This is a genomic window from Lunatibacter salilacus (assembly GCF_009797935.1).
Taxonomy (GTDB): Bacteria; Bacteroidota; Bacteroidia; order Cytophagales; family Cyclobacteriaceae; genus Lunatibacter; species Lunatibacter salilacus.
Window position 1 is genome coordinate 590,811 of sequence record NZ_VOLC01000001.1, and the last position, 15,306, is coordinate 606,116.

The window sequence follows — 15,306 nt, forward strand, 5'->3', positions numbered from 1 at the left end:
AACCATGCAGATACATACAGTTTCCAATAAAAAATCTAAAACTATCTTAAATTCTTAGGGGATCAATTCAGATTTATATATTATTGCATGTATAATATAGATTTAAACATGTTATTCGTAGCTCAATTATAGATAATTTTTAAACTTCTTTAACAATGAATCCCCACCTACTTCTCGTTATACTGATTCTTTCCCTCGTGTTCGTTGCGTGTGAAAAACCGGAAGAACCAGTAACCATCCCCAACGTAGTCAAAATTGACATTGCCGGAGAAGGCGGAGAATATGTGATGGAGTTGGGTGTAGGAGACTGGCAAATCGCTAGAATTGTAAATAACAATGGAAACCAACGCATGTTTGGGGATAGCTATACTGCCGACGGGGAAATTATCCGCCAAAACCATCCGCTGGAACTGACAGTATCCGGGAGTTTGGTAGCATCAGGATCACATAGAGGGTTTGTTGTGACCCTTGAAAACACCGGGTTTATCAACATAGCATTACAGGAAAATGGCTCCGAAAATCCGTTTAGCTTTACAATTATACTCCAAAGCGGTGATCAATCCAGAGAACTCATTATAGACCAAGCGATTTCGGCAGGCTACAGCATGGAAGGTATTGAATACTTTTTAGATTCGGACGATCAGGATTCTTTGTATATGAGAAATCAAGTTGCAACATATAAGTTCGATTTACTTACCCCTCAAGAAATAAAGATCTCGCCATTCAATGGATACAACTTGGTAACCAATTCTTACTTTGCGAGCGATGATCCAGACGCATTTATCTGGCTTGCGAAGGATTCTGTTAGTGTGTCCATACCATCGGAGATTTATTCGGGGGACATCTTACTTGCGGATCGAAATCAAATTTATGGCGGGATCGTCTACGAGCCCTACAAACCTGAGGTGATGGTAGCGGTTCCAGTCCCTGCCGGGGTATATAGATTCGGTACAGATGTGGAACTGCGGCGTCGCACCGTTTCCTTTAGGATGACCTTGACCAGCAAAAGCACTGGCGAATCCAAAGAAATTCTGGGTAAATGGATCGAAACCAGCCCAACTGGGAAATACGAATTTAAAGAGATAGATTAGCTAATACTGAAAAGGCTTCAATACAGAAACCCAAATAGCCAAAGAGGGATTTTGTTTCCAAAGCCAATCTCAATCTCATCGGCGGCTACATATGTCCGCTTATCTTCCTGAATACTAACTTTCTTTTCTTTTCCTCCAATCTCGAAGAAATATTTCTGATCCACCAGAAAATCAAATGAATCAGGATAATTGACCTGATGTTTGTAAGAAAGCTGGTTAAGAAAAAACGTCTCCCGCAGATTACCAACATCCACATTATTTCCCAAGGCATATGAAAGGTTCGTGTTTTCCAAGAACAGCTTTTCGGGCTTTTGTAAGAGGGATACCCCTTGGGTTTCCCTGTTTATACTTTTTGTGAGTCTACTTTCCTCCAGGTAGTGGAGGTAGGCCAGTAAAGTTTGGCGGTTGATGCCTATCTTCCGGCTTAGACTGCTGACATTGGGAGCAAAAGGAACCGCATCTGCTATTATCGACAGCAGCTGCTTTATCTTCCCTGAATAGGCGATATCAACTTTCCGAAGTAAAGGAAGCTCTATTTCAATTATTAGGTTTACGATTGCCCGCACCTGAACCGGATACAGCTCTTTAAAATCTTTAAAAAACGGATAATAGCCATTTCTGAGGTATTCGGAAAAATATTTGAGGGGTTTTATGATTTGGGTTATATCGCTTGATTGGTTTGCGTGATCTTTCAGGATTGTTTCTAGACTTAGCGTGGGAAATTCATTTCCGGTTACAACATTTAAATATTCCCGAAATGACAATCCCTGCATCTCATAAATCAGTGCTCTTCTACTCAGGTCAGCTCTTGCGTTTAATATTTCCAACATAGACGACCCCGTAAAAACTACTTTCAGCTCCGGGTAAAAATCATAAATATTCTTTATCTCAACAGACCAAGTTGGATATTTATGAACTTCATCTATAAAAAGGACCTTTCCTCCCGCCTTGGTAAATCCGTCTACCAAATCAATCAAACTATGGGTAGCAAACCAAATATGATCCAAGCTAATATAAAGTGCTTCTGAACTACGTGCATATTCCTTCTGGATTTTCTGAAGTAATAGGGTTGTTTTGCCAACTCCCCTAGCCAACTAACGCATCCATTTTTGTTTGTTATAACAAACAAAAATATCATATATTGGTGGGTGTGACCACCAATATAGTATAAAAAAACACATAGAAAGATGCCAGACATCTTAATTCTAAAAGCATTACCAGTTTTGTTTTCTTTGTGGATTCAAAAAAATTACAAAAGTGGGCTTCAATTAATGGCCCATTGGGTATTGGATCATCCAGGTGCCCGATAACCCTAACACTTTGTTCCAATCTTGCACTAGAGATTTTTCGGAATATATGATAATTTGACTAAATTTGGATTATTATTTTTGTTTACAATCTGAGTCATTTCTATAAGCATAATAGGTCCGATAATTGAGTTAAAATGAAGGAAGATTCTTTAGCGAACAGGGTTTATATAGAATTAAGGAGGAAGATTCTCTCCAACCAACTAATTTCTGGGATGCGTTTGAAGGAGGATTACTGGGCCACAAAATTGGATGTTAACAGAATGGCCGTGAGAGAAGCACTTACAAGACTTTTGGGAGAGAACTTGATTGTTTCTGGAAAAAAGGGTGGCTTTTTTGTCAAATCACTAACTCCGGAAGACGTAAAGGAGATCAGGGAAATCCGAGAAATTATAGAAATGGGTGCTCTTAGACTTGTATTTCAAAATCGAAATGAAGAGAGAATTAATAAGCTAGAGGAAATTTGCAATGATTTTTCGACGATGGTGGAGAGGGAATATTTTGAAGGGGCATGTGAAGCGGACGTTAGATTCCATGAAACATTGATTGAATTTTCAAATAATAACCGTCTAAAGGAAATTTATCAGGTGAGCAACATTCCACTTTTTCACCAAAAATTAGGCAAGAGTCAGATTCATATGAAAGATTACGAACTGACTGACGTTGAACATAGAAACATAGTTAGTGCCCTTAAATCGGGTAACTTGGCTATAGCTGAAGAAACTCTTGTAAAGCATCTAATTCGGGGAGAAAGAACAACGTTAGATTTATCCTATTAAATACCGGAAATTCGTTTTTTGATTCACAACTCCCGGCGTCTACATCAAATAAAATATTACCAAATTAATGATTTTTTGCTTACATAAAAAAAGAAATAAAGTATTTGGTTCTATTTGCCCATTTATAACCACTTCAATCGCTTTTGCTCGAGAAGCTATCAAAATATAACTTCACAAAAAAGGCCTTAATAGCTCTATTTTCAAATTTTGCATAGATTATTTTTGAATTCTTATGTAAACACAAATAAAAACAGAATTTTATCTTGATTTTTAACTAGTCCAAAAAGTAAATTTAGGCGATAAAACCTTGTACAAATCATCTACACAACCAAATTTTTTGAAAATAATTTAAAAATTATTTTTTCTGTAAACAAATTTACATAATATTGGTAAACAAAAATTAGTCCACGGTCTCCCAAAATCTTCGACTATTCAAATCTTATTTGGATAAAAAATGCACATTATGAAAAAAAACTATTCAAGTTTAGTAAATCATTCCGCCCGAAAATGGTTGTCTGTTACCCTCGCATTGATTTTGTTAATTACTACTGCTGTTCTAGCACAGGACAATCAGACTATCACGGGAAGGGTCGTTTCAGCGGATGAGGGTTTGGCTGTACCTGGAGCTACAGTTTTAGTAAAAAACACCTCTATAGGTGCCATTACTGACATGGAGGGCAACTTTACCATCCAAGCTGGTCCAAATACAACTTTAATCGTATCCTTTATAGGATTTGAAACTGCCGAAATTCCAGTCGGAAATAGAAGCGTGATTGATGTAATGTTAAATTCAGACACCCAGACTTTGGATGAATTTGTCGTTACTGGCTACACTACCCAACAGAAGAAAGACATTACTGGTGCGGTTTCTGTTGTGGATGTTGATGCGTTGAAATCCGTCCCAGCAGGATCTGCGGTCCAAGCACTTCAAGGCCAGGCAGCAGGCGTAAATGTGATAAGTTCAGGTTCCCCGGGATCCAGAAGTAATATTTTTGTCAGGGGTATTGGTTCTTTTGGGGATACCCAGCCATTGGTGATAATAGATGGCATACAAGCAGATCTGAACGATGTAAGCGCATATGACGTGGAATCAATCCAGGTATTAAAAGATGCTGGTGCTGCTGCGATATACGGTGTTAGGGGAGCTAACGGAGTAATTATTGTAACCACAAAAAAGGGGAAGTCCGGGGCGCCTGTTTTTTCCTATGATTCATATTATAGCATGCAAATGCCTCTGCCCGGCAATCCCTTTGATATTGTTCTGGATTCGCAGGAATTTGCCAGGCTTGCGTTAATCGCAGATCCAAACAATGCACTTTTTAGAAATGGGGTACCTGACTTCATGTATTCAAGTCCCGCTGGATCTGGAGTTGGAATGGCAGGCGACCCTGTGGTGGATCCATCAAGGTATCTTCTGGATCTGGCAACCCCAGGAAACAGTTATTTAATTCAAGAAGTAAATAAACCTGGCACCAACTGGTTCCAAGAACTTTTTACTCCAGCTCCAATGTCAGAACAAAATCTCACCGTGAGTGGGGGAAATGACAATGCTACTTATATGGTCTCGCTTGGATATCTTGACCAGCAAGGAACCTTAATTAATACCTCCCTAAAGCGTTACACTGCCCGTATCAATACAACGTTTAAGTTGGGGAAGCATGTTAGGATTGGGGAGAACCTTAACATATACTACAGAGAAAATCCATCATTTACTACACAGAATCAGTTTCAGGGTATTGCCGGGGCATATAGCATGATGCCAATCGTACCTACTCGGGATATTGCAGGCAATTACGGGGGCACCCGTGCTGGCATCAACTTGGGAAGTAATCTAAACACAATTGCCGCACAAGAGCGGGCAGCCGATAATATGTCCCGATCTTGGAACCTTGCCGGGAATGTGTACGGAGAGGTGGATATTTTGAAGAATTTTACTGCAAGAACAACCCTAGCTGGAGTCGTTACAAACGCATATAACTATGGATTCAATTTTACCGCCTATGAAAATATACAGGGATTTTTAAATCCCAATTCCTATAATGAAAATTCCGCCTACTCCACCCGGATAATGTGGACCAATACGCTAAATTACAGCAAGCAGCTAGGACTTCACAGTATTAACCTGCTACTTGGTACGGAATCTATAGCTAACCAAGGTAGAAGTGTAGGGGGTTCCAGAGAAAACTATTACTCCACAGACGTGGATTATAGAAGTTTGAGCACTGGTACTACCAACATTCAAAATTATAGCAGCTTTTATGAAGATGTCTTATTCTCTAAATTTAGTAGGCTTGACTATTCTTATAATGATAGGTATTTGTTAGGAATGACCATACGGAGGGATGGCTCTTCCAAATTTGGTCCAGAGAGCCGATTCGGAATGTTTCCGTCCTTTTCTCTAGGCTGGAGGATATCAGAAGAAGGATTTATGCAGAATTTGACCTGGCTGAATGACTTAAAACTTAGAGGAAGCTATGGGATATTAGGCTCACAGAATAATGTTAATATGCAAAATCAATTTAACCTTTTCGGCGGCGGAATTGCCAATGCCTACTATGACATTAGAGGAACTAGCAACAGTGTGATACAAGGCTTTTTCCAAACAAGAAATGGTAATCCACGAACAGGTTGGGAGAGAAATATTATATCAAACTTCGGAATAGACGCCTCCATTCTCGACAACAAATTGGATTTCTCCTTTGAGTACTATAGGAAATCCATTGATGGACTGCTGTTTGTTCAACCCGTACTTGCTACTGCGGGAGGAGCTACTCCGCCAACCATAAATATAGGAGACATTCAGAACTCTGGGGTCGATTTTTCTTTAACCTACAAAGGTAATATTAACAACAATTTCGAGTATTCTATCGGAGGTAATATTACCGCTTACGAAAACCTAATTGTTAGCATTCCCGAACCGGGGTACTTTGACGTAGGATTCCACCAACAACTTGGCAATATGGTTAGGAACCAACAAGGGCATCCAGTAAGTTCCTTCTTTGGATATGAGGTAATAGGGCTTTTCAACAGCGAAGAAGAAGTGAATTCCGCTCCTACACAAAGTGGAGCAGAACCGGGTAGATTCAGGTACAGAGATGTGAATGGGGATGGACAGATAACTCCAGAAGACCGGACCTTCATCGGCAATCCAAATCCCGATTTTACTTACGGGATTAATATAAATCTTGCTTACAAGGGATTTGACCTATCAACTATTCTCTATGGCTCTCAGGGAAATGACGCGGTGAATACAATTCCTGTGTATACACATTTTTTCGGAACCTATGTAGGAGCCAAAAGCAACGTGCTTTCTAATGCTTGGACACCGGAAAACACCAATACTAACGTTCCAAAGGTGGAGAATCAAAATAGTTTTAGTACTGCGGGAGCATTCAATTCCTATTTAATTGAAGATGCGTCTTATTTAAGGATGAGGACATTGACTTTAGGCTATACGTTTAATTCTAATGTCCTAAATAGGATAAAAGCAAGTCGCCTACGGGTCTATACCCAAGCTGTAAACCTTTTTACCATCACTAACTATACAGGATTGGATCCAGAACTAGCTGGTAATAGCTCAAACTTCGGGATAGATATAGCCAATTATCCCAACAATCAAAGAAGCTTTCTTCTAGGTTTAAACGTATCATTCTGATTAATTATTCATCCGCTGAAAATATAATAATATGAAAAGTAAGATAACTTCCAAAATTCTGCCGTTTGTAATCTTGGCAATTACTTTCGGGTGTCAGGAGGACTATTTCGATATAAAAGCCAAAGCAACCCTTTCATCCGATGTAATGGCTACGGAGGCAGGACTAAATGGAGTGCTGATCGGGGCATACTCCCTGCTTAATAACGGAGGAACGGCAGGTGGAAGTTGGCCTTCGGGCAAGTGGATTTTTGGAGGAGTTACATCGGACGATGCACATACTGGGACAGAAGCAGGAGCTTTGCAACCGGTACCACAATACGAAAGCTATATCCACACCGCTGCCACTCCCGGTTTTAATGACCGTTGGAGGGTGCTTTATTCTAGTGTACAGCGAGCGAATGATGTGATCCGGCTGCTGCAGACAGTCAGGGAAAACGGGGCTATTTCTCCGGAAAACGCCATCCAAGTTGAAGCAGAAGCTAGGTTTCTTAGGGGGGTTTATCACTTGGAAGCGGCCTTAATGTGGAAAAATATACCATTTTTGGATGAGACTATTAGCTTTGGAAATAACAATTTTAATGTTTCAAATACGCAGCCGGTTTGGGATCGGATTGAGGCCGATTTCATTTTTGCCGGAGATAATCTTACCGAAACTAAAGGTGAAGTCGGACGGGCAAATAGATGGGCGGCAAAATCATTTCTGGTGAAAACTTTCATGTTTCAGCAAAAATTCAATGAAGCAAAGCCCGTATTGGATGACATTATTTTAAATGGAGTGACTACCAACGGAATTAAGTATGACTTAAATGCACATTACTTTGACAATTTCCGGCCTTCCACTAAGCACGGTCCAGAACAGGTATTTGCCGTCATGCATTCGGTCAACGATGGGGCGGGTGGTAATAACGGAAATGTTCCTAGCGGAGAAGGCCATGCAGGACCTTATGGTGGACCCTTTCCGAGTTATGGTTTTTATCAACCATCTTTTAGTCTTGTTAATTCCTATAAAACAGATGAGCAAACCGGGTTGCCGTTGATTTATTCCTTCAATGACTCAGACGTAGACCATGATCTGGGCATCGCCTCTACCGAGCCATTTACACCCTATCAGGGTACACTTGATTCCAGATTGGACTGGATAGTGGGCAGAAGAGGAATTCCCTTTTTAGATTGGGGAGTCAATCCTGGTATGTCATGGGTCAGACAGCAAAGCGTAGGGGGACCATACCTTCATATGAAAAATGCCAACCCCCAATCAGAGCCCCAGGCAAGACAAAACAACAGTAGTGCAAACAGCTATAACATGATTCGTTTTGCAGATGTGCTATTATGGGGAGCGGAAGTAGAAGTAGAAATAGGAAGTTTAGAACTTGCAGAACAATACGTAAACCGTATTAGGGCAAGAGCGGCAAATCCAATGGGTTGGGTTAAGAAATACCTAGACAATAGCAATCCCATGGCTGGATATACCGAGGAACCCGCAGCCAACTATAAAGTTGGGCTCTATAATGGAGAGTTTATGATTAAAGGGCAGGATTTTGCGAGGGAAGCAGTCCGGTTCGAACGCAAATTGGAATTGGCTATGGAGCACCATCGGTTTTTTGATTTACAGCGCTATGACAATGGTACCGGCTATATGGCCGAGACCCTAAACCAATATATCCTGCACGAAACTAATATTGCAGATTATAATTTCTTTTATATGGAAGGTGCCACATTTACCAGGGGAGTCAATGAAATTTACCCCATTCCTCAGGCTCAAATCGATTTAAGCGAGACTAATGACGGTCCCGTTTTGATTCAGAATCCAGGCTATTAAATTAACATTTTCAACTAAAAAACATATAAATTAAATGGTAAATAGAAACCCATTAAACCGCAGAAAATTTCTGAAGTCAGCAGGGGTTATAGGATCTTCTGTACTGCTGAGCCCCCGTTTTGCGTTTGCAGGCGAGCCTCAGACAGACAGAAAAGTAAAAATCGGCGTAATAGGTGGCCGTTTTGGAGCAGGATTTTATTTTCATGAACATCCAAACTGTGTTGTGGAAGCCGTGAGTGACCTTAGAAAGGATCGAAGAGACCATTTGATGCAGGTCTATAATTGCAAGAAAAGTTACGAATCTCTAGAAGTACTCCTCAAAGATCCTAAAGTAGAAGCTGTTTTCATCGCAACTCCCGCACCTGACCACGCTGCCCACACATTGGCCAGCCTTAAAGCGGGTAAGCATGTTCTTTGTGCAGTTCCAGTCGCTTGGTCTTTGGAGGATTGTGAAAAGCTAAAAGATGCAGTAAAGCAATCTGGACTTACCTATATGATGGCTGAAACGAGTACTTTTCACCAAATTGTGATCTCTGCCCAAAAGTTGTTTCGAGAGGGAAAGTTTGGGGAGATCTTCAGGGTAGAAGCTGATTATCATCATCCCGGACTTGAGGTATTGTTTTTTGAGAATGGAAAGCCCACTTGGAGACATGGATTACCTCCTATGATGTACCCCACACACTGTACTTCCTATCATATAGCTGTTACGGGTGAAAGATTTACGAAAGTTAGCTGTATTGGATGGGGGGATGCTAGCGATGCCTTAGTGGGAAACCCGTACGATAACCCGTTTTGGAATGAAACGGCACTTTTTAAGACCGATAAAGGGAATACTAGCAGGATATCAGTGTGCTGGAAAGGTGCCTTGATGGGTACGGAAAGAGGTGAATGGCATGGCACAAAGATGAGTCTTTATGGTAAAGACCCGAATGGACTAGAGGAAACTATGGTAAATGCATCCGAAGAACTTGGAAAAGACGATGCTGGGTTTCAATTCAAACAAGCGGAAATCTCAAATTATGAGCAAAAGAATTGGTGGGACACTGATATGCTACCCAAGCCTTTACGTCATAAAAGTGGACACGATGGATCTCATACCTTTATCACTCACGAATTCATCGACGCCATAATCAAAAATAGAAAACCATTGGTGGATATTCACGAGGCTATCGCCTATACTGCCCCAGGTCTCGTAGCGCACCAGTCTGCCCTGAAAGGCGGAGAGTGGATGGACATACCAAATTTTGATCTTTAAAATGCGATTGCAAGGACAGGTTCGTGATAATAGAATTACTATTAAAATAACGAAAACAATAAATGATAAATAGCTGGCCAAAATCAGGCGATTTACTGAAGAGAAACGAAAAATGGATACCAGGAGGTGTGGTTTCTCTGAACCGTAAATCGGATCCAAATATATCTTTTTCGAAGGGCTTCGGAAGCAGAATATGGGATATGGAGGGAAATGAATACATAGATTATCAGGCTGGATTTGCTTCGGCATTTCTTGGCCATAACGACCCCGATGTCAACGAGGCAATAATACAATCCATAGGTGATAATCTTGTATTAATGGGGTCGGGCCCTACAGACCATGAGGGAATACTTGCTGAGTTGTTTTGCAAATGTGTACCAACTGCAGAGAGCCTTCAGATTACCTGCACGGGTTCCGAGGCTACGTACCATGCAATACGGATTTCACGTGCGGTAACCCAGAGAGATCATATTATTATAATTCAAGGAGGTTACAATGGCTGGCATAATGATGTTTCTGCAAATGTGATTAGTCAATTTGAAGAAATAGGGGAAAGAGTTAGTCCAGGAGAATATCCGTTTGACTCACTTTCCGGAGGCATTCCAGAAAGTCATAAATCACTAGTCCATATTGTCAATTTCAATGACCTCAAATCAGTTCAGTATGTTATAAAAAGGTATCCTGTAGCTTGTGTTTTACTTGAGCCAATTTTGCAAAATGTTGGCATCGTAAAACCTGAAGAAGGATATTTGAACGGTTTAAGGAATTTGGCAGATCAGGAAGGGTTTTTATTAATTTTTGATGAGGTAAAGACTGGTTTCCGCCATGCGTTGGGGGGGTACCAGAGCATCTGCGGCGTTACACCTGACCTGAGTACGTTCGGAAAGGCTGTTGCGAACGGATATCCTATCGGGGTGATAGCAGGAAAGAAAAAATATATGGATTACTTTATTCATACCGAAAAGCAAACCAGGGTGTTGGTTGCCGGAACTTTCAACGCTCATCCCATTACCAATGTCGCCGCAATTGCTACTTTGAAAAAGCTTGCTTCCGATGAACACGGGGTTTACCGACATGTAGAAAAAATGGGGGATTTATTGGAATCCGGTCTTAATGAAATTCTAAACAGATTCAGCCTCCCCTTTCATCTTGCGAGAGAGCGATCTGCGTTTTGCCTTTATTTTATGGACCATGCTCCAAAGGATTTTCATGATATTTTACTCAATAATAACTTTGAATTGGATAAGGAGTACAGGGCTGCGTTGATTGGACAGGGAATTTTTAATTTTCCCTTGCCGATTAAACAAGGTAGTATTTCCTATGCACATACGGCCGCGGATATAGAAGAGACGTTGGAAAAAACAAAGAATGTATTTCGCTTACTGTTGGAAAAAAAGCCAAAATTGGCCAAATTGTAGATACGGAGAAATATTGGTTAAGAAATTTAAAGTCTGTTTAGACCAAAGTTGATCAATTTTCCCGTGCGATTATTCGGCGAAGAGCGACTGCTATTGTGGCTTTACCATTTTAAGATTAAAAACATCATCGAGTAATATTCCTTAAAGGTGCGAACACTGCTCCGAAACTACTATTTAATAGTAGTTTCGGGGATCGGAAACAAAATTACAAAAATGTTTAAAAGTAAAACAGTAATAATCAGCGGTGGTTTAGGCGATATCGGCAGAGATATCGTTCGCCTATTCGCCACAAAAGGTGCTTCAATTTCTGTTGGCGATATCCATTCGACAGTAGTAGCCCAAGAATTTATAGAAGAAGTAAAACAATTATCTGAAACAAAAAACATAATCTACTCCCAAGTTGATATTGCTGATCCAACTCAGGTACAGAAGTGGGTAGCAGAAACTGTCGATAAGTTAAACACTATTGACATTGCAATTCCAAATGCAGCTACTGCAACTTTAGCTGGGATCATGGAAGTTAGTCCACAACAATGGTCAGATGAACTTAAGGTAAATTTGAACGGAGCTTTTTATCTTTCACAATTTGCTGCTGCCGAAATGATTAAATTGGATCTGGCCGGAAGAATAGTCCTAGTCGGCAGTTGGGCTGCCCATTCCGTCCATCCTAACCTTCCTACTTATAGCGTTTCAAAGGCGGGTTTAAGCATGCTCTGTAAATGCCTTGCTTTGGAACTGGCCCCCCATCATATATTAGTAAACGAAATAGCTCCCGGCTATGTCAACGCTGGATTGAGTAAAAAAATCTTTGAAACAAACTCAGCCGCAAAAGAACAGGCTGAAAGAAAGGTACCTGTAGGAAAAGTGCTCAATGCAGAGGACATTGCGGAAAAAGTGCTATGGTTGTGTGATTTTAGCAACGAGCATATGACGGGATCTACTCTTTTGGTAGACGGAGGCCTGTCATTACTTTCTTAATATCAAATGAAATACACCGAGAAAACTTCAAACTTAGATAACTCATCTTTTACTGGAAAAATTGGGGTTGGAAAAAGGGATATCTCACCGCCAGCAGGAATTTACTCGCGTAATTGGGGAGCAGCAAAACGAAATACCGCCGACGGAATCCACCGTGCCCTTTACCTTCATGCCGTAACGTTTAGCCCTCTAAGTGGAGGAGAACCGTTCGTGTTATTATCAGCGGATTTAGGTTGGTGGAAGAATATGCTAGACGAAAATTTCGTGCGTCACCATATTCTTGAAGTTTTGGGTCTGAAAATCGAAAATTTGATTTTAAGTCTTACCCATACTCATTCTGGACCCAGTCTGTCACGGGATGATACTGACAGGGAAGGAGGTGATCTGATTAAAAGCTACTTGGAATTTTTGAGGGACGCGGCAGTTGACCTTATTAGGAAGACACTTGCAATCTCCGAGGAGGGGTTTCTTACTTGGAAATATGGGAAATGTGATTTAGCTATAAATAGAGATCTGTACGATAGCTTAAAAGATATGTATTTTGTCGGATACAATCCCGATTCAAGTGCAGATGACACCCTATTAATCGGAAGAATTACAAACAAATCAGGAAAAATGTTGGCAGTTATTGTCAATTATGCCTGTCACCCTACAACATTAGCTTGGGAAAATTCGCTAATATCGCCCGATTTTATTGGGGCACTGAGGGAAACAATTTTTTCCCACACAGGTGCTGATTGTATCTTCTTGCAAGGAGCCTCCGGTGATCTTGCACCACCGGAGCAATATGTAGGTGATGCCTCAGTTGCAGATAAACACGGGAGACAACTTGGATATTCCTGTCTGTCTACGTTGGAATCTATGCTTCCGGACGAAAGGGAGCTTAGTTTAAAGAAATTAGTTGAGTCAGGTGCACCCCTCGCGCTATGGTCTCAAACCGAGAAAATAGCATCTCCTGCGCTCGAAGCTAAAAAGGTAAACGTCAACTTCAATCTCAAACCTTTACAAAAATTAGCAGAAATAGAAGAGGAACTCCAAGCCTGCACAGACCCCGTTCAAATAGAACGGTTAAGACGAAAACGAGGAGTAAGGTTATCTGTGGGAGACAGGGATTCCGTAGAGGTCCCTCTTTGGGTTTGGAAATTGGGTAATAGTATCATTATAGCCCATCCAAACGAAGCTTATTCCATATTTCAAATGGAAATTCGAGCCAATTTTGACAAGCGTCCGGTTGCAGTCATTAATGTAGCCAATGGTCACATTGGTTATTTACCACCCAAATATCTTTACGATAAAAACATATACGCTGTTTGGCAAACACCATTTGCGGCAGGTTCGCTAGAAATCTTAATAAATATTTCCATCAATGAGGCCATCGAGTTACTTCGCTGATTTATTCAATTTACCGGACATATAATGAGTTCAAATTTTACAAATCTTGATATTGGTATTTTTCTAATTTATATTCTTGGAATATTGGCCCTAGGGATGTTTGCAGCCAAGAAAAACAAGATTAACAATAAAAGGGATTATTTCTTGGCGGGAGACAGGCTGCCTTGGTGGATGATAGGAGGAAGTATCATTGCGGCGAATATCAGTAGCCACCATCTTGTCGGAGTAATGGGGCTGGCCTATGACAGGGGATTTGTCGCTGTAGTTGTGGAATGGGGTGCAATCTTAATAGGATTTAACGCATTGTTGTGGATTTTTCTTCCCTTTTATCTAAGGAATGGATTTTATACTATGCCTGAGTTTCTCCAAAAGCGATTTGGATCAGGATCAAGGACTATATATTCTTTATTGGTATTACTTACCTATATATTTGTAGAAATCAGTGCGGTATTATATCTAGGAGCGATATCACTACAGTCTCTGTTAGGAATACCACTTTGGGGAAGTGTTGTTTTTCTAGCTCTTACAACAGGTTTATACACTGTAATGGGAGGATTACGGGCTGTAGTTTGGACAGAAATGGTGCAATTGGCAGTATTAATAATAGGAATGGTAGCGTTGTCATTTACTACAATTAATGCTGTAGGGGGATTTGAGGCCATACTAGAGACAACTAAGGACTGGGAACTAATGTTGCCTGCCAATGATCCTGATTTTCCTTGGACGATGTATCTGGGGGGACTGTTGTGCATAAGTGTTTTTTACAATGCTACAAACCAGTTTATAGTGCAGCGAACATTGGCTGCGAAAAGTGAATGGCATGCAAGGATGGGAGTTATTTTTGCCGATTATCTTAAGTTCCTGATTCCACTGTTAATAGTTATTCCGGCAATAGTTTCTCCTAAACTATTTCCCAACTTGGAAAAACCTGACCTCCTTTTTTCAATGCTGGTCGAACACCTATTACCCACTGGTTTGGTAGGTATAGTTATGGCAGGTCTGATAGCCGCAGTAATGTCGCATCTTTCAGGAGCAATCAATTCCTGCACGACCATTCTCACTATAGATGTTTATCTTCCATTTTTCCGACCTCTAGCCACCGAAAAACAATCTGTTCGTTTTGGAAGAACGACAGGGGTGATAGTAATAATTTTGGGCATATTGTGTACATGGATTTTAGTACTATATTCAGAAAAACCGATATTTATATATTTGTTGAATGCCTATGGTTTGTTCACACCGGGAATAGCCACAATGTTTTTAATGGGTATCTTGTGGAAGGGTACCACTAATAGCGGAGCATTAACAGCGGGAATATTAACCATACCACTTTCCCTGTTGGTGGAGTTTCTATTTCCAGAAATGCCATTTTTCAACCGAACCGGTATCGTTTTTTGGATTTGCCTTGCTGCCTGTTATTTGGTTAGTCTGTTTACCAAACCAAAATCTGCTAAAGAATTAGAGGGTCTGATATGGAACAGAGATAGTCTTTCGCTGCCTCAGAGTGAAAGAGAGCAACAAAAGGGATGGCGAAATCCTTTTATTTGGTGGGCAATTATAACTGCCATCGTGCTGGGATTCTATATCAAATATGCTTGATTTTCAATTTTGC

The 15,306-nt window shown here is 40.7% G+C and carries 10 protein-coding genes; 9 read left to right on the top strand and 1 reads right to left on the bottom strand.

Annotated elements, in window-relative coordinates:
- Positions 1-155: 155 nt before the first annotated feature.
- On the top strand, positions 156-1,091 hold the full coding sequence (locus FQ608_RS02385) for a hypothetical protein (RefSeq protein WP_158856186.1): 936 nt from the start codon (positions 156-158) through the stop codon (positions 1,089-1,091).
- Positions 1,092-1,108: 17 nt separating this feature from the next.
- Here the strand turns inward: FQ608_RS02385 and FQ608_RS02390 are convergent, their stop codons facing one another.
- Complete coding sequence (locus FQ608_RS02390) at positions 1,109-2,185, bottom strand: ATP-binding protein (protein ID WP_158856187.1); 1,077 nt, start codon at positions 2,183-2,185, stop codon at positions 1,109-1,111.
- 350 nt (positions 2,186-2,535) lie between these two features.
- Between FQ608_RS02390 and FQ608_RS02395 the strand changes: the two genes are divergently transcribed.
- The 8 genes from FQ608_RS02395 to FQ608_RS02430 all read left to right on the top strand — a co-directional run bounded on the left by FQ608_RS02395 (position 2,536) and on the right by FQ608_RS02430 (position 15,293).
- Positions 2,536-3,177 carry a GntR family transcriptional regulator gene (locus FQ608_RS02395; protein WP_158856188.1) on the top strand — a complete coding sequence of 214 codons (642 nt, stop codon included), beginning with the start codon at positions 2,536-2,538 and terminating at the stop codon, positions 3,175-3,177.
- Positions 3,178-3,640: 463 nt separating this feature from the next.
- Positions 3,641-6,832: a SusC/RagA family TonB-linked outer membrane protein gene (locus FQ608_RS02400; protein ID WP_158856189.1), complete on the top strand. Its 3,192-nt coding sequence runs from the start codon at positions 3,641-3,643 to the stop codon at positions 6,830-6,832.
- A gap of 31 nt (positions 6,833-6,863) precedes the next feature.
- Positions 6,864-8,651, top strand: a complete 1,788-nt coding sequence (locus FQ608_RS02405; RefSeq protein ID WP_158856190.1) for a RagB/SusD family nutrient uptake outer membrane protein — start codon at positions 6,864-6,866, stop codon at positions 8,649-8,651.
- Positions 8,652-8,685: 34 nt separating this feature from the next.
- Positions 8,686-9,906 (top strand): Gfo/Idh/MocA family protein, encoded by a 1,221-nt coding sequence (locus FQ608_RS02410; protein ID WP_158856191.1) that lies wholly within the window; start codon positions 8,686-8,688, stop codon positions 9,904-9,906.
- Positions 9,907-9,968: 62 nt separating this feature from the next.
- Positions 9,969-11,324, top strand: a complete 1,356-nt coding sequence (locus FQ608_RS02415) for an aspartate aminotransferase family protein (RefSeq protein WP_158856192.1) — start codon at positions 9,969-9,971, stop codon at positions 11,322-11,324.
- A 147-nt stretch (positions 11,325-11,471) separates the two neighbouring features.
- Positions 11,472-12,302: an SDR family NAD(P)-dependent oxidoreductase gene (locus FQ608_RS02420; protein WP_262885464.1), complete on the top strand. Its 831-nt coding sequence runs from the start codon at positions 11,472-11,474 to the stop codon at positions 12,300-12,302.
- A 6-nt stretch (positions 12,303-12,308) separates the two neighbouring features.
- The gene (locus tag FQ608_RS02425) at positions 12,309-13,694 is read left to right on the top strand and encodes a neutral/alkaline non-lysosomal ceramidase N-terminal domain-containing protein (protein WP_158856193.1); all 1,386 of its coding nucleotides are present in this window, start codon (positions 12,309-12,311) and stop codon (positions 13,692-13,694) included.
- A gap of 24 nt (positions 13,695-13,718) precedes the next feature.
- Positions 13,719-15,293, top strand: coding sequence for an SLC5 family protein (locus tag FQ608_RS02430; RefSeq protein ID WP_158856194.1), 1,575 nt, complete (start codon positions 13,719-13,721; stop codon positions 15,291-15,293).
- The last annotated feature ends 13 nt before the right edge of the window (positions 15,294-15,306 follow it).